Origin of the sequence: Enorma burkinafasonensis (assembly GCF_902150035.1) — a bacterium.
In the GTDB taxonomy this organism is placed as follows: Bacteria; Actinomycetota; Coriobacteriia; order Coriobacteriales; family Coriobacteriaceae; genus Enorma; species Enorma burkinafasonensis.
In genome coordinates this window covers 171587-187867 of sequence record NZ_LR597501.1, presented here as the reverse complement: position 1 = coordinate 187867, position 16281 = coordinate 171587, and the positions used below count along the sequence as shown (strand labels likewise).

General features: G+C 69.1%; 8 protein-coding genes. 6 read left to right on the top strand and 2 right to left on the bottom strand.

Going from position 1 to position 16281, the window contains the following annotated elements; all coding sequences use genetic code 11:
- Positions 1-4: 4 nt before the first annotated feature.
- On the top strand, positions 5-1909 hold the full coding sequence (gene ftsH, locus FS885_RS00885) for an ATP-dependent zinc metalloprotease FtsH (RefSeq protein ID WP_186365713.1): 1905 nt from the start codon (positions 5-7) through the stop codon (positions 1907-1909).
- A gap of 117 nt (positions 1910-2026) precedes the next feature.
- Here ftsH and FS885_RS09860 read toward each other — a convergent pair whose 3' ends face one another.
- The gene (locus tag FS885_RS09860; protein ID WP_186365712.1) at positions 2027-3541 is read right to left on the bottom strand and encodes an AfsR/SARP family transcriptional regulator; all 1515 of its coding nucleotides are present in this window, start codon (positions 3539-3541) and stop codon (positions 2027-2029) included.
- A gap of 371 nt (positions 3542-3912) precedes the next feature.
- On the opposite strand from FS885_RS09860, the gene FS885_RS00875 reads away from it, so the two are divergent.
- The 3 genes from FS885_RS00875 (at position 3913) to FS885_RS00865 (ending at position 10776) form a co-directional block, all read left to right on the top strand.
- On the top strand, positions 3913-8949 hold the full coding sequence (locus tag FS885_RS00875; RefSeq protein ID WP_144743064.1) for a Cna B-type domain-containing protein: 5037 nt from the start codon (positions 3913-3915) through the stop codon (positions 8947-8949).
- 153 nt (positions 8950-9102) lie between these two features.
- The gene (locus FS885_RS00870) at positions 9103-10104 is read left to right on the top strand and encodes an NYN domain-containing protein (RefSeq protein ID WP_144743062.1); all 1002 of its coding nucleotides are present in this window, start codon (positions 9103-9105) and stop codon (positions 10102-10104) included.
- A 141-nt stretch (positions 10105-10245) separates the two neighbouring features.
- Positions 10246-10776 carry a zinc ribbon domain-containing protein gene (locus FS885_RS00865; RefSeq protein ID WP_144743060.1) on the top strand — a complete coding sequence of 177 codons (531 nt, stop codon included), beginning with the start codon at positions 10246-10248 and terminating at the stop codon, positions 10774-10776.
- Between the two features lie 111 nt (positions 10777-10887).
- On the opposite strand, the gene FS885_RS00860 is transcribed toward FS885_RS00865, so the two are convergent.
- Positions 10888-11970, bottom strand: coding sequence for an iron-containing alcohol dehydrogenase family protein (locus FS885_RS00860; protein WP_144743058.1), 1083 nt, complete (start codon positions 11968-11970; stop codon positions 10888-10890).
- Between the two features lie 95 nt (positions 11971-12065).
- Here FS885_RS00860 and FS885_RS10145 point away from each other — a divergent pair, with 95 nt between their 5' ends.
- On the top strand, positions 12066-12947 hold the full coding sequence (locus FS885_RS10145) for a 2-thiouracil desulfurase family protein (protein WP_342777720.1): 882 nt from the start codon (positions 12066-12068) through the stop codon (positions 12945-12947).
- A gap of 520 nt (positions 12948-13467) precedes the next feature.
- A complete protein-coding gene (gene ileS / locus FS885_RS00845; protein ID WP_425458919.1) occupies positions 13468-16260 on the top strand; it encodes an isoleucine--tRNA ligase in 2793 nt (930 codons plus the stop codon).
- Positions 16261-16281 lie beyond the last annotated feature (21 nt).

The window sequence follows — 16281 nt, the reverse complement described above, 5'->3', positions numbered from 1 at the left end:
CCCGATGGAGATGGATGACCATAAACGTAGACGGAACATGATCCTCTACATCATCATCGCCTTCATGGTGTACCTGGTGCTGAACACCGTGCTCTTCCCCAACATGGGCCAGCAGGCGCAGATCACCGAGGTGAGCTACACCACGCTCCTCGATGACCTCGAGAAGGGCGATGTCGACAAGATCGACTACACCACCGGCGAGTACGATGCCGTCTACACGCGCGAGGGCGACCCCGACAACGTCGCCTACCGCACGACCGTCATGCCCGGCTCCGAGGACACCTTGATCCAGCTCATCAGGGAGTCCGGGGCCGATATCGACGTCGTGATCCCCAACAACGACTCGAGCCTGTGGACCTACTACCTCATCACGCTCGTGCTGCCGTTCGCGATCTTCTTCCTCATCGGCTGGTGGATCAACCGCCGCATGAAGAAGGCCTCGGGCGACGACGGCCCGTCGATGAACTTCGGCAGCGGGTTCGGCGGCATGGGCGGGGGCGGCCTCGGCAAGAGCGGCGCCCGCATCGTCGCGTCGAAGGACGTGGGCGTCACCTTCAAGGACGTCGCCGGCCAGGAGGAGGCCAAGGAGTCGCTCAAGGAGGTCGTCGACTTCCTCGAGAACCCCAAGCGCTACGAGGCCATCGGCGCGCGCCTGCCGCGCGGCGCCCTGCTCGTGGGCCCTCCGGGCACCGGTAAGACCCTGCTCGCCAAGGCCGTCGCCGGCGAGGCGGGCGTGCCGTTCTTCTCCATCTCGGGCTCCGAGTTCGTCGAGATGTTCGTCGGCCGCGGCGCCGCCAAGGTGCGCGACCTGTTCAAGCAGGCGAACGAGAAGGCCCCCTGCATCGTCTTCATCGACGAGATCGACGCCGTGGGCAAGCGCCGCGACGCGGGCCTCTCCACCAACGACGAGCGCGAGCAGACCTTGAACCAGCTCCTCACCGAGATGGACGGCTTCGACAACCACAAGGGCATCGTGGTGCTCGCCGCCACGAACCGCCCCGACTCGCTCGACCCGGCGCTCCTGCGCCCCGGCCGCTTCGACCGGCGCATCCCCGTCGAGCTGCCTGACCTCGCGGGCCGCAAGGCCATCCTCGAGCTGCATGCCAAGGACGTGAAGACCCAGCCGCCGATCGACCTCTCCGCCATCGCGCGCGCCACGCCCGGCGCCTCGGGCGCGGACCTCTCGAACATCATCAACGAGGGCGCGCTGCGCGCCGTGCGCCAGGGCCGCAGCCGCGCCACGCAGGAGGACTTCGAGGAATCGGTCGAGGTCGTCATCGCCGGCCAGCAGCGCAAGTCCACCGTGCTCTCCGACCACGAGAAGCAGGTCGTCTCCTACCACGAGATCGGCCATGCCATCGTCGCGGCGAACATGAAGGAGGGCGCGCCCGTCACCAAGATCACGATCGTGCCGCGCACCTCGGGCGCCCTCGGCTACACCATGCAGGTCGAGGAGGACGAGAAGTTCCTCACCACCAAGCAGGAGGTGCTCGACAAGCTCGCGGTGTACTGCGGCGGCCGCGCCGCCGAGGAGCTCATCTTCGGCGAGATGACCACCGGCGCCGCCAACGACATCGAGCAGGCTACCAAGCTCGCGCGCAACATGATCACGCGCTTCGGCATGTCCGAGGAGTTCGGCATGATGGCGCTCGGCACGGTGCAGAACCCCTATCTCAGCCAGGAGTCCTCGCTCACCTGCGCACCGGGCACGGCCGAGCGCGTGGACGAGGTCGTGAAGACCTATATCGAGGCCGCGCACGCCCGCGCCCTGCAGATCCTGAAGGAGAACAAGTTCAAGCTGCACGAGCTCGCCCGCTACCTCTACAAGAAGGAGACCATCACGGGCGACGAGTTCATGACGCTCTTGAAGCGCGAGAACCCGCTCATGCCGCCCAAACCGCAGGCGTAAGCCCGCGCGAAGGCCCCTCCAGCGTGCCCCTGTCGCTCCCGCATCCCGGCTCCGGGGTGCGGGAGCGCTTTCGTGCGGGGCGGCTGGCGCCCAGGGCGGGCGAGCCGCGCCGGCGCCTCAGCGGTAGCTGAGCTCGGAGAGCGTGACCTCCGCCCAGCTGTAGTTCGAGAGGTAGGAGCCGCGGAAGAGCCCCTCCGACCCCGGCTCGCGGTCGAGGTAGGAGAACAGGTCGCACCGGACCCGCTCGGGCACGATGCGCCGCTTGCCGCGGACCGACTCGATGATGCCCTCGGCGCCGTAGGCGGCGAGCGTGTTCTTGAGGTGGAGGGCGGCCTTGCGGTAGCGCGTGCGGCTGCGCTCGCTTACGGGCTCGTGCTCCCAGAGCGCGGCGATGGCGTCGTCTGAGGTCACGAAGCCCCCGCGTCGGTCGACGAGCAGGGCGAGGAGCTCCTTGGCCTTCCCGCTACCGAACGGTATGGGTTCCCCGTCGACGAAGACCTCGAAGTAGCCGAAGGTCCTGATGCTGACGCGCGGGGCCTGCCCCGTCGCCTCGCGGGCGCGGGGGAGCGCGCGCAGGACGCGCACGGCGGGGGTCGCGGGCGTGGTGTCGAGCAGGAGCCGGTAGGCGACGTCCCCGTTCGCGCGGACCGCATCCGCCGTGCCCTGGCGCACGAGCTCCGCGGCCACCTGAGGGTCGAACGACGCCGCGGCGAGCAGGCGCTCCGGGGACGCGTCGGCGAGGTCCCGGACGCCCGCCCCGAAGAGCGAGCGCGCCGCGTCGTTGAGGTAGACGATGCGCTCGCCCCCGTGCGGCAGCGACTCGGTGACCACGATGGCCTCCCAGTCAAGGGTCTCGGCGGCGGTGGGCGCCGCCGCCTCCCCGATGGGGCGCGAGCAGAGGAAGGCCTCGCCGGATTCCGCGGCCACGACGAGGGCCTCGCGCCGGCAGCCGTCGTCCCCGTGGGAGGAGAAGACGAGCCGCCGGTGCCCCTGCTCCGCCTCGGAGATCGGTTCGGCTGCCGTGGCCAAGAAGGCCCTGAGGGCCTCGCGGTCCTCCTTAGCGGCGAGCCGGTCGGCCAGGTAGGCCGCGACGTCGGCGAGCTCCATGCGCAGGCCCCGCAGGCGCTCGAAAAGCTCGTCTCCCTCGAAGTGCAGGCAGCGCGCGCGGTGCCCCGTCGCCTCGACGAGGAATACGACATCGTACTGGGACGAGAGGTAGCCCACGCGGTCCGTGCGGCGCCGCTCGCGGGCGAGGCGCCGCTTCCGCGTCACGTCGGCGATCGTCAGCCGGTACACCGGCGCGGCGAGCGGCCCCTCCTCCGCGGCGAGCCAGCAGGCGATCTCCACCGTCTCGCCGTCCGTGCGCTCAAGCTCCGTGTCGAACTCGATGCTCCCGTCGCGTTCGGCGGCGGCGAGCAGCAAGGAGAAGGCGGCGTGCTGCGAGACGGGGACGATGCGCTCGAGGTTCTCGGCGACATGCTCCCTAAGCGCGCGTCGGTCGGGGTCCAGCCCCATGATCTCCCAGGCGCGCTCGCTCGCCCAGAGCACCTTCATGTCCCCCTTGCGGAAGCGCACGACGCCGAAGGGAGAGCCCGCCTCGGGCGCGCGCGGATCCTTGATCTGGTCGTTCATGGCAACCTGCCTATCGAGGCCCGGCGGTAAGCGCCACCGCCGCGCCCGGTCATCGGGTGTTCGTCGTTTCAGCCTAGCTTCCCGCCGTGCGGAGAGCGTTCCCATTCCGTGCCGGCTGGGACCTGCGGGCACGGCGCGGGCGGGTTTCGGATGCGCCACCTGCCGCCGTCGCGCACGGGGCTGCCTCCCGTATACCCGCCTTGAGGCGGCGCCTTAAAATGACACCGAGCAGATAGCAAAACAACACCACAGTTCGGCGCCGGTTACGGGACGGTGCAGGGAACGGATGGGGAACACGTGGCCGGCTACCATCGGACGACACGGAGACATCGCGCGTCGGCGCGACACGATAACGGTAAGGAGCTTGAGCGATGAGCCAGATGCGATGGTTGCAGAAGGTGCTCGTCTACGTGCTGGCGGCGGTGCTGGTGATATCCACCCTTCCCGCGCGCCCGCTCTATGCGGAAGGCGATGCGGCGGGAGAGGGGGCGCCGGTCGCCGCGGTCGAGGAGCCCGCGGCGGATCCGGCGGCGGAGGAGCCGCACGGCGGCGATGACGCCACCACGGCCAATACCGCGGTACCGACCGAGGAGGAGGGTACCGCGGGCCTGCCGGAGGGAACCGTAACCGAGGGCGCGCCCGCACCCGAGGGCGAGCCTGCCGGGCCCGCCTCGGACGGGGAGGCGCCTGCCGCCGAGGGCGAGGAGCCTCCGGCGGGAGAGGGCGAGGAGCCCGACCCCGTGCGCGCGGGCATCGCCTTCGATGCCGATGCCTTCATCAAGGCCTTCCGCTTCACCCTCGAGAGCGGCGGCGTCTCGCACCAGTACGACCTCGCGAGCGGGCAGGATGTCGACACGACGGCCGACTTCCCGGACGGCCTGGCGCGCAGCGCGACCTACGCGGGCGACATGACCATCGACGTGCGCTCCATGGCCGCGGCGCGCGGCGCGTACCCGCTCGTCCCCGGCGACACGATCACCTGCACCTTCCCGTCGATTCTGCGCCCCAACGGGACGCTCACGGGGCGCCTGCGCGACGCGTCCTCCGACTGGGACGGCGAACACGGCGGCGTGGGCGACTACCGGATCGCCGACGGCAAGCTGACCATCTCCTATGACGACGGGTACCTCCAGGAGAAGAGCGGCAAGATCATCGAGTCGTCCATCAAGTTCTCGGGCGGGTTCGACACGTCGAACCAGACGGACCAGCAGTTCGACTACGACCTGGTCTTCGGCAACGTCACCATCGGCGCCCGCTTCTCGCGCCTCGAGATCGTGCGCAACCTCTCCATCGAGAAGACCGGCACGACCTCGAGCGGCTTCGCGTACGTGAACTCCGACGGGCGCATCACCTACACCCTGGAGGTCAGGGCTGGCCAGGACAACACCCATACGCTCAAGAACGTGCACGTGACGGACGTGTTCACCGATGACAGCGAGACCAAGGTCGACCTCTCGACGATGCAGCTCGTGAGCGCCACGGTCGATGGCGAGGACATCGCATCCCGGCTCGTCCCGCTCACCGACGACGAGGGGAGGCTCGATGGCTGGAACATCGGCAACCTGCCTGCCGGGCAGGTGGCGCGGATCGTCTACACCATCAAGGTCGATCGGGAGGGCATGACGCGCGCCGTCGACGCGGCCAAGCAGCAGACCCCCTCGACGGACGCCATCGAGGCGCGGACCATCCGCAACACGGCGAGCGCCTCGGCGGAGGGCGTGCCCGCGGTGACCGACGACTTCTCGATGCCCGTGCGCAACGACGTCTACATCTCCAAGTCGAACGGCCGCTACGACGCCGCGCACCAGACGCAGCACTTCACGATCACCGTCACGGCCTCGCGGCTGAACACCTACACGGAATACTTCATGCCCATCTACGACACGCTGTCCTCGGCGCCCGCGGCGAGCGTGTTCGAGAAGTCGGGCGTCTCGTCGGTCACCGTGAAGCGGGTCGACGGCACCACCATGGAGGTGCCGCTCGGCGCTATATCCTACCCGTCCTCCCGTGAATGGCGGGCCTGCCTGCCGACGGTCGAGCCGGGCGACGTGTTCACCATCGACGCCTACACCCAGGTCGCCGACTCCTACTGGTCGCAGACCGGTTCCGGCACGGTGGGCGACAGCGACATCTGGAACTACGCCTACATCGGCTCGGGCGTGCGCGCGGGTGACTTCTACGCGAACGACCTCTCGGCCCGCAACGACTACTCCCGCTTCGGCCTGACGAAGCGCTACCTTACCAAGAACTCGCCCTCGATCACCTCCGACGGCTTCATCACGTGGACGATCACGGGCAACGAGCAGGGCAAGAGCGCCACCCCGGAGAACATCGCCGGCACGACGGTCACCGACACGCTCGGGCCCGACCAGGTCTTCCCGGCGGGGACGGCCACGGTCACCTTCTACAATCAGGACGGGAGCCGCGCCGGCACGGATACCGTCGCCCTCACCGAGGGCTCGACGAGCTTCAGCTACACCATCCCCGAGGCCTTCGGTACGTGCGGCTTCACCATCACGTACCGCTCGCGCGTGACCGATTGGGAGACCTATGTCGGTCCGGCGAAGAGCTACAGCAACCGGGTGAGCGGCCCCTGGGGCATCTCCACGGGCAGCTCGACGTCGGAGCGCCCGCGGGTCCCGCGCCTCTCCAAGCGGTTCGTGAGGCAGGCGGAGGATTGGTCGCAGTGGAAGGTTTCGATCTACAACGAGCTCGACGCGGGCGACGTGCTGACCGATACCGTCCGCAACGGCGTGACGTACATGTACTTCACCCCGGCTGAGCTCGCCGCCGTCCAGCTCACCATCGGCGGGGTCGCCGTCGACCCCGCGCTCTACCGGATCGAGCCGGCGGGCGACGCGCAGGACGGGAGGTACCCGTCGTTCACCGTCACGTTCACGGGCAGGGTCGCCGTGACGGTGGGCGGCGCCACCGTGACGCCGAGCTCGAGGACCCCGCTCGAGGTCTCGTACTTCGCCAAGATGGTCGACCCGGCGTTCAAGACCGGCTCGCGCGACTACTACAACGACGCCCGCCTCACCGTGGGCGACACCGAGGAGACCGACTACGACTTCTGCCGGCGCAACAACACGACCGAGGTCGTGAAGCAGGTCGAGAGCAGCTCGAAGGGGTATATCTCCTGGCGGGTGCGCGCGAACTACTACGGCTACACCGGCCAGCCGGACGGGACGTGCATCGTGACGGACACCCTGCCAGCCGGCACCGAGTTCGTGAGCGCATGGCGCGTGCAGGGGTCGGGATCGCTCCAGGTGACCGGCGCCGTGCGCAACCCGGACGGGACCACGACGGTCACCATCAGGCTCTCGGGCCTCGCCCATTACGAGGTGAGCAAGTCCAACACCTATGACGGCAACTCCAACATCGAGTTCCACTTCATCGTGAAGGCGCGCATCACCGACGAGGACTACCTCTACGGCTCGGAGTCGCGCGACTTCTCCTTCACCAACCACGTGAGCCTGAACGACCGCTACGGCCACGCGAAGGAGGCCAGCTCCACCGCGACGATCCACCACAGCGCCATCAAGAAGACGATGACCTACAACGAGTCCACGGCGCCCTACGCGCAGTTCGCGGTCGAGGTCAACCAGGAGAAGGTCGACCTCAACCCCGACGGCGACATGGTGGCGATCGTCGACGAGAGCTCAGATTCGCTCGCGCTCGACCCGACGTCCATCAGCGTGGTCAACGCCACCACGGGCGACCCCGTGCACTTCGAGATCGACGCGTCCGGCATGGCGGAGAACCGCGTGACCATAAAGGTGCCCGACGAGATGTACGTGAAGATCGTCTACAACGCCCAGGTGCTCGGCGTGACGGGCCGGATGGTCACCGTGGGTAACACGGCCTACTTCGAGGGGCACCGGCCCGGGCCCGTGAGCGAGAGCAGCATCTCAGAGACGGTCCGCGTCCTCAAGGCGACCGGGCAGGCCGTGAGCGAGCCCATGGTCTGGCTCTCGAAGCGCGACGAGAGCGCCGAGCCCCTGGCCGGGGCGACCTATGAGCTCAGCGTCTTCGACGCCGCGCGCGGCTGGAGCGCGGTCCGCGACGGCATCCAGACCAAGGGCGGCACCGCCAAGGGCGTGAAGGTCGAGTCGCTCGAGCTCGGAAGGCTCTACCGCCTGGTCGAGACCGCCGCCCCTGAGGGGTACGTGCTCGATGCCGCGCCGCGCTACTTCGTGCTGTACGGCGAGGGCACCGTCGCGCCGGCGCTGCCCGCGGGGCTCGCGGCCGACGACGTGTTCGAGGGGCCCTCGGGCTCCGTGATCACCGCGTACAACGAGCCCTACACCACCGTCGCCTTCGAGAAGGTGGACGATGCGGGCATGCGTCTTTCCGGCGCGCGCCTCGAGGTGCTCGAAGCGACGGGCGCGGTCGCCCGCGACGCGGCGGGGAGCCCGGTCGAGTTCACGTCGAGCGCCAGCGGGCGCCAGGAATTCGTGCTCGCGCCGGGGGAGTACCGGCTGCACGAGGTCAGCGCGCCCGAGGGCTACGACCGCGCCGAGGACGTCGCCTTCACCGTGGCGGGAGACCGCGCGCGCAGCGTCCTTCAGGACGGGCGCTCCGTCGAGGCCGTCACCATGACCGACCTCTCCGCGACCACGTCGCTTGCGGTCGAGAAGCGCTGGCGCGACGCCTCCGACCGCGACGGGGCGCGCCCCGCGAGCGTGCGCGTGCAGCTCGTGGCCGACGGCGAGCCGGTGGACGGCGCCGTGCTCGAGCTGGACGCCGCCGGCCCCGACGGAGCTGCGGGCACTCCTGACGACTGGCGCGGCTCCTTCGACGGCCTGCCCGTCATGCGCGACGGCGCGCGCGTGGCCTACAGCGTACGCGAGCTCGACGTGGCGGAGGGCTACACGGCCGCCTACACCTGGGAGGGCGGCACGGCCGTCATCACCAACTCCCGTGATTTCGAGCCCTTCGACCTCACGTTCGAGAAGCGCTGGGACGACGACGGCGACGCCCGCGGGATTCGCCCCCACTCGGTGACGGTGCGCCTTGTGGCCGATGGGGGCAGGGTCGTCTGCCGCGTCGAGATCCGCGCCGAGGGGCCGGACGGCGTGAGCGGCACCGCCGACGACTGGATGGCTGTGGTCGCGGGGATCCCGCTCGTCGAGGACGACCACGAGGTCATCTACACGGTGGAGGAGGAGCTCCCCGCGGGCTACCGACTCGCGGGCGAGCCCGAGCGGACCGCGACGGGCTTCGCGCTCACCAACGAGCTCGCGCCCGACGAGGTCCCGCCCGCGGACGACGTGCCGCGCGGGCCGGACGGGACGCTCGCGTCCACGGGCGACCCCGCGCCCCTGGCGGCGGCCGCGGCACTTCTTGTCCTGGGCGGCGCGCTCGTCGTCCTTGGGCGCAGGCGCCGCCGTCGGGCGGGGGAGTAGCGGCCTTCGAGCCGCCGCCCGTCCCCTCCGTGATGGGCGGCTGCCCCCGCATCGGCCTTTTCGGGCATGGACATCTGAGCGAGGCGTGCAGGCTTCCTGCGGCGCCTCGCTCTTGGTATATCATGGCTCTGTACCCACGACAGAGAGGCGGCTATGTCACTCGACGCTACACATGAGCTGAGGTTCGCGATCCTGATCGACGCGGACAACGTATCGGACAAGTACATCAAGATCATCCTCGACGAGGTCTCGAACTCGGGTGTCGCCACCTACAAGCGCATCTACGGCGACTGGACGAGTCAGCGGCTGGCATCCTGGAAGGGGTGCCTGCTCGAGAACTCGATCATCCCCATCCAGCAGTACAGCTACACCTACGGCAAGAGCTCGACCGACTCGGCCATGATCATCGACGCGATGGACATCCTCTACTCGGGCAACGTCGACGGCTTCGCCATCGTGAGCTCCGATTCGGACTTCACGCGCCTCGCCGCCCGCCTGCGCGAGAGCGGCATGCAGGTCATCGGAATGGGCGAGCAGAAGACGCCCGAGCCGTTCATCTCGGCGTGCAACCAGTTCAAGTACCTCGATCTGCTCTACGCCGCCCGCCGCGTCGAGGAGAGCGGCGAGGACGACGCGGACGATGCCGAGGATGCTGTCGAGGACAAGCGCGGCAAGAAGGCCCCGCGCGGCTCCAAGCGCGCGAGCAAGGCCGCAGGCGCAGGCGGCTCGGCCGGCAAGGCCAAGGCAGCTCCCGCGGCGGGCGAGCAGGAGGCGGCTGCACCCCAGCACGCCAAGGGCGCGGCGCGATCGAAGCGCTCGCCGGGCGACCTCGGCGGAGAGGCGGCTCCCTCCCAGGGCGACTCCCAGGAGCCGACCGACTTCAGCGAGCTCTCGCGCGCAGCGCGGCGGCGCCACATGAAGCGCATCCGCTCTGCCGTGGACGCCATCGTCGACCAGTTCTCCGACGAGGAGGGCTGGGTCTTCCTCGGCACGGTGGGAAGCGAGCTGCCCAAGCGCCTCTCCGACTTCGACGTGCGCAACTACGGCTACAAGAAGCTGAGCCCGTTCTTGAAGTCGATGGGCGTCTACGAGTTCGACGAGCGGGCCATCGCGTCCGGCTCGCGCGCGGTGTACCTGCGCATCAAGGAGCAGTAGGCGGCACCTGCCCGTCTCGAACCGCCCGCGTGCCCCGCGCGCCCGGGACCGGTGCCGTTTGCTCCGCATGATGCCGGTGGTACACTTGCGGTATGACCGGCTCGCCCCGGACCTCTGCCATACGACCTAGAAGGTGGAACCATGAGCTTTCTCGACGATATGCAAGCCTCGCTCAACCGCGGTGTCGCCAGCGCGAACCGCGCGGCCGGCTCGTTCCAGCTCAAGAACCAGCTGAATGACGCCATGAAGCGCCGCCAGCAGCTCGCCGCGCAGCTCGGCGCGAGCCTCTACGAGGCCACGAAGGACGACCCCGCCTTCCGTGCCGGCCGCGAGTCGCTCTACGACGGCATCGCGCAGATCGACCAGGAGCGCGCGAGCATCCAGTACCAGCTCGACGAGATCGACCGCCAGGCGACGGCCGCGACGCAGGCCGCCACGTTCATCCAGTGCCCGTTCTGCCACACCCGCATCAGCGCGACGGACATGTTCTGCGCCGGCTGCGGCAAGTCCATGGCAGAGATCCAGGCCGCTATGGCGGCGGCTGCCCCGGTCGCCCAGCCTGCCGCCCCCGCCCCCGCTCCCGCCGAGGGGCCTGTATGCCCGCACTGCGGCGCCCCGGTCAACGCCGGCGACGTCTTCTGCATGTCCTGCGGCCAGAAGATCGCCGAGTAGCCCCAGCAAGAGGCAGCAGCCCCAGCAAGAGGCATCCCGTTCCCACGTATCGAAAAAGCGCTCGCCCCGGCACCTCCGGGACGAGCGCTTCCTCGTTCGGGCGGTTACCCGCTACAGCGCGCGGCCGTACGCGTCGGCGTCGCGGATCGCCTGCATGAAGCGCTCCGGGTCGACCGGCTCGGGTTTGCCCTGCTTCCACTCGTTGGTCAGCTCGGCCGCCTGCTCGATCTGGGCGATGTCGTCCTCCGAGAGGCCGATCTCGGCGAGCGTCACCGGCAGGCCGAGGCGCTTGTTGAACGCCGCGTAGCGCGCGAGCTCAGCGTCGTCGTGGCGGTAGGCGAACATCACGAGCACGCCGAACGACACCACCTGGCCGTGCAGGTAGGTCCCCTCGCGCTGCACGGAGGTCGTGCCGTTGTAGAACGCGTGGGCGAGCGTGGAGTTGTAGTAGAAGTCGGGCTGGTTCGTGAGGTTCGACACGTAGCCGGTGTTCACCACGATGTCGAGCGCGATTCGGCGCACCGCCTCGCTCGCGCGGTTCGCGCGCACGTCGGCGAGACCTTGCTCGCCCCAGGTCATGAGGGGTTCGGTGCAGGTGTGCGCCAGCGCGAGGCCGAGCTCCGCGGTGTGGCCGAGCTCGTCTTTTGAGGTCGCGTACTCGACTTCGGGCTGCTTGGAGAGGCCGTCGCCGATGCCCGCCCAGAAATACTCGGCCGGCGCCTCGGCGATGATCTTGGGGTCGATGAAGATGTGCGCGGGGCAGGGCGGGTAGGCGTAGCCCTCGAGCGAGCCGTCGTCGTGGTAGATGACGGCGATGGCGGTCGCCGCGGAGCAGTTGGAGCAGATCGTGGGGACCGAGAACACCGTCTTCTTGAGCTCGGCCGCGGCGGTCTTCACGGTGTCGATCGCCTTGCCGCCGCCGATGCCGAAGGCGACGTCCGCCTCGCGGAACGCCGGGGTCTCGAGCAGGCGGTTCACGTTGGTGCGCGTGGCGTCCTTGCCGTAGACGATCGTGCCGGTGACCGTGACGCCGGTGCCCTCGAGCGCCCGCTCGATGCCGGGGGCGGCAGCCGCGAGCGCGCGCTCGCCGCCCACGAGCACGACCTTGGTCGCGCCGTAGCTCTCGAGCGTCTCGGGGATGGCGTCGAAGGCGTCCTCGCCCACGGTGTAGTCGCTCATCTGGATGGTGCGCATGTGGCCTCGCTTTCGTTGAAGGTTGCATCCCGAACCATTGTAGTCCCCGCGCCGTGCCGTACCATGGTGGGAAACCGATTGTTAAGGGGGTGCGCATGCGCATCGCGGTGAGTGCCTGCCTTCTGGGCAGGATGTGCAAGTACAACGGCGGGAGCAACCTCGACGAGCGCCTCGTCGAGGCGCTCGCGGGCCACGAGGTGGTGCCCGTCTGCCCCGAGGTCGCGGGCGGGCTGCCGGTCCCGCGGCCGCGCTCCGAGATCCGCGACGGTGTGGTCGTGGACGAGTTCGGGGCGAGCGTGGACGCGGCGTTTCGCGCGGGCGCCCGCGCCGAGCTCGCGCGCGTGCTCGAGGACGGGCCGTGCGACCTCGCGGTCCTGCAGCCGCGGAGCCCCTCGTGCGGCATAGGCTCGATCTATGACGGCACGTTCTCGGGGCGCCTGGTCGCGGGCGACGGGGTGTTCGCCGCCTTTCTCGCAGAACAGGGAATCCCGGTCTGCGTACCAGGTGACCTCGACCGGGCGCTCGCGCACGGGGTCGCCGCGTATACTGAAGGTGCGGGCGCCTCAAGCGGGGCGCCGGAAGACCCGTACAGGAAGGGAGCCCCGATGGAGGCAAACGACAACCCGGTCGAGCTTTTCGACATGCATATCGCGCATATCGGCATCAACGCGGCGGACGAAGGGGACGCCGAGCGCATCGCCGGCCTTTTCGAGGCGCTGTTCGGCCTGCCGTGCAACGACACGCCCATATCCATCTTCAACGACACCCTGATCGAGGTCATGAAGGGCTGCGGCCGCGGTGAGAAGGGCCATATCGGGCTCGCGGTGAGCGACCTCCCCGCCGCGGAGGCCTACTTCACCGGGCGCGGGCTCACCTTGAACGAGGACTCCCGCGCGCTCTATCCGGACGGGTCGACCAAACTCGTCTACTTCAACGAGCAGGTCGCCGGCTTCGCCATCCATCTCTGCAGGGAGTAGGCAGGGCCGCAGCGGTTCGTGGACTTTGCATGCTCGGTCTCGATGGGCTCCCGGCGTGCTACAATACGGCGCAATGGCTGTGAAGGGGACGAGTAGGCGTCCACCACGCTCCCGAGAGAGCGGACCGCACGGCGGCTGGTGCCGCCTGCGCTGCGAGGTCCGCGGGCGCGAGCGACCGAATATCACCCCGGAGCCGCGGCCCGAACGGGCGCCCTGCGGGGAGGTGCACGTGCCCTCCTTAGCCGAGCCGCCCCAGTAGACGTCGCCGGGACGACCGCCGTCATGTGGTCGGCCGAGTACGGGCACGCAGGTGCCTAAGCTGGGTGGTTTCAAGCGGAGAGCTTTCCGCGGGCGGGCCGGGCACGGCTTGCGCCCGCGGCTTCAGGAGCGCTTCGTCCCAGCTTGAGGGACGGGCGCTTTTTTCATGCGCCCACAGACCGCGGGGATGCGCCCCATCCCCGCGCACGAGGAAAGGGGAGGGCATCCCGTGGCGAAGGAGAAGAGCAAGTACCAGGAGACCATGAATCTGCCCAAGACCGGGTTCCCCATGCGCGCCGGGCTCTCGAAATCCGAGCCCAAGCGCCTGGAGATGTGGAACGAGAACCGCGTCTACGAGCAGACCCTGAAGAAGAACGAGGGACACGAGAAGTTCGTGCTCCACGACGGCCCCCCGTACGCGAACGGCCCCATCCACATCGGCCACGCGATGAACAAGATCGCGAAGGACATGATCAACCGCTACCAGACCTTGCAGGGCAAGGAGGTCGTCTACGTCCCCGGCTGGGACTGCCACGGCCAGCCCATCGAGCACAAGGTCGAGGAGGCGCTCGGCACCGCGAAGTTCAACGCCACGCCGACCGACAAGATCCGCGAGCTCTGCAACCGCTTCGCCGTCGAGAACATCGAGCTCCAGAAGGCCGGCTTCCGCCGCCTGGGCGTCCTTGGCGACTGGGACAACCCCTACCTCACGCTCTACCACGAGCATGACGCCGCCGACATCGAGGTCTTCAAGGCGATGTTCGACAAGGGCATGATCTACCGCGGCCGCAAGCCGGTCCACTGGTGCAAGCACTGCCACACCGCCCTCGCCGAGGCCGAGATCGAGTACGCCGACGAGACGAGCCCCTCGGTCTACGTCCGCTTCGAGCTCATCGACGCGCCGGCGGCGCTCACCGCCTCCGGCATGCCGGTCGACGTCGTGATCTGGACCACCACGCCCTGGACCCTGCCCGCCAACAGCGGCGTCGCGCTGAGCCCCGAGGCGGCCTATGTCGCCGTCGAGGCCGGTGGACGTCTGGGCATCATGGCCAAGGCGCTCTGGGAGAAGGTCTTCCACGAGGTCGCTGGCATCGAGGACGCGCGCCTGCACGTCCCGGCCGGGAATGCCGAGCCCTGGGAGGCGACGGGCGCCGAGCTCGTGGGCCTCACGTACCGCCAGCCGATCTTCGCCGATGTCGTCGGCAAGGTCGTGACCGCCGACTACGTCACGCTCGAGGACGGTACGGGCTGCGTCCACACCGCCCCTGGCCACGGCGTCGACGACTACTACACCGGCATGCGCTGCGACCTGCCCATCGTCATGCCCGTCGACGACGACGGCCGCTTCTACGTGGGCGAGGGCCTGGGCACCGGCGGCCCGTTCTCTGGTCTGGACACCGACGAGGCGAACCCGAAGATCATCGCCTGGCTCGATGAGCGCGGGACGCTGCTCGCCGAGAAGAAGATCACCCACAGCTACCCGCACTGCTGGCGCTGCAAGCGTCCGACCATCTTCCGCGCCACCGACCAGTGGTTCGTGTCGATGGACGAGACCGGCCTGCGCGAGCAGGCGCTCGACCAGGTGCGCAACCACGTCACCTGGTACCCCGAGCACGCCGCCAACCGCATCGGCGCCATGGTCGAGGGCCGTCCCGACTGGTGCATCTCGCGCCAGCGCAACTGGGGCGTGCCGATCCCGAGCTACACCTGCGCCGACTGCGGCGAGAAGGTCATGAACGACGCCACGCTCGACGCGGTCATCGCGCTCTTCAAGGAGAAGGGCTCCGACGCCTGGTTCACCGACGCGCCCGAGGACTACCTCGGCGACGCCTGCGTGTGCCCTGCGTGCGGCGGGCACCACCTCAAGGCCGACCGCGACATCCTCGACGTGTGGTGGGACTCCGGCGTCTCCTGGAAGGCCGTCTGCGAGAAGCGCCCCGAGTTGCACTACCCGGCCGACGTCTACCTCGAGGGCTCCGACCAGCACCGCGGCTGGTTCCAGAGCTCGCTGCTCACGAGCGTGGGCGCCAACGGCATCGCGCCCTACAAGGCGGTCGTCAGCCAGGGCTTCACGCTCGACGGCCAGGGCCGCAAGATGTCCAAGTCGCTCGGCAACGTGATCGACCCCAACAAGGTCTGCGACGAGATGGGCGCCGACATCATTCGCCTGTGGGTGGCCTCCGTCGACACCTCCTCGGACGTCGCGATCGACCACGAGATCCTCGCGCGCACCTCGGACGCGTACCGCCGCTTCCGCAACACTTTCCGCTTCCTTCTGGGCGAGCTCGAGGGCCAGTACGACGCCGAGCGCGACCACGTGGCGTTCGCCGACCTGCTGCCGCTCGACAAGCTCATGGTGGCGCGCCTCACGCAGGTGCAGGCCGAGGTCGATGAGGCCTATGCCGGCTACGAGTTCAACCGCGCCTACCGCGCGCTCTACGACTTCGTGGTGACCGAGCTCTCCAACGTCTACCTCGACGCGCTGAAGGACCGCCTCTACTGCGAGAAGGTGGGCTCGCTCGCGCGCCGCAGCGCCCAGACGGTCCTCGCCGAGCTGCTCTCGATGCTCCTGCGCGACCTGCAGCCGATCCTTTCCTACACCACCGACGAGGTCATGGCGTTCGCGCCCGAGGGCGTGCGCGACGGCCAGCGCTTCGCGGCGCTGCTCGACTGGTACCGCGCGCCCATCACCGTCGAGGAGGCCAGCGCCTACGCGCCCGTCCTCGAGGCCGCGCTCGAGCTGCGCGGCGTGGTGACGAAGGCCATCGAGGAGGCCCGAGGCGCGGGCGCCTTCACCAAGAGCCAGGAGGTCCGCGTGACGGCGACCGCGCCGGCGGAGGCCTATGCCCTGCTCACGGGCGATGCCGCCTGCGACCTCGCCGAGTTCTTCATCGTCTCCGAGGTCGAGCTCGCGGAGGGCGCCGAGTTCACCGCCACCGTCGAGGCGGCTCGCGGCGAGCGCTGCGACCGCTGCTGGAACTACCGCGAGAGCACCGGTGCCCACGGCGCGCACGAGCACCTGTGCGACCGCTGCGCCGAGGCGCTCGAGGCGTAAAAGACGGATCCCCAGGGCGCG

Coding starts and splice junctions, on each gene's coding strand:
- ftsH (WP_186365713.1), top strand. CDS start 5: ATGGAGATGGATGACCATAAACGTAGACGGAACATGATCCTCTACATC.
- FS885_RS09860 (WP_186365712.1), bottom strand. CDS start 3,541: ATGAACGACCAGATCAAGGATCCGCGCGCGCCCGAGGCGGGCTCTCCC.
- FS885_RS00875 (WP_144743064.1), top strand. CDS start 3,913: ATGAGCCAGATGCGATGGTTGCAGAAGGTGCTCGTCTACGTGCTGGCG.
- FS885_RS00870 (WP_144743062.1), top strand. CDS start 9,103: ATGTCACTCGACGCTACACATGAGCTGAGGTTCGCGATCCTGATCGAC.
- FS885_RS00865 (WP_144743060.1), top strand. CDS start 10,246: ATGAGCTTTCTCGACGATATGCAAGCCTCGCTCAACCGCGGTGTCGCC.
- FS885_RS00860 (WP_144743058.1), bottom strand. CDS start 11,970: ATGCGCACCATCCAGATGAGCGACTACACCGTGGGCGAGGACGCCTTC.
- FS885_RS10145 (WP_342777720.1), top strand. CDS start 12,066: ATGCGCATCGCGGTGAGTGCCTGCCTTCTGGGCAGGATGTGCAAGTAC.
- ileS (WP_425458919.1), top strand. CDS start 13,468: ATGAATCTGCCCAAGACCGGGTTCCCCATGCGCGCCGGGCTCTCGAAA.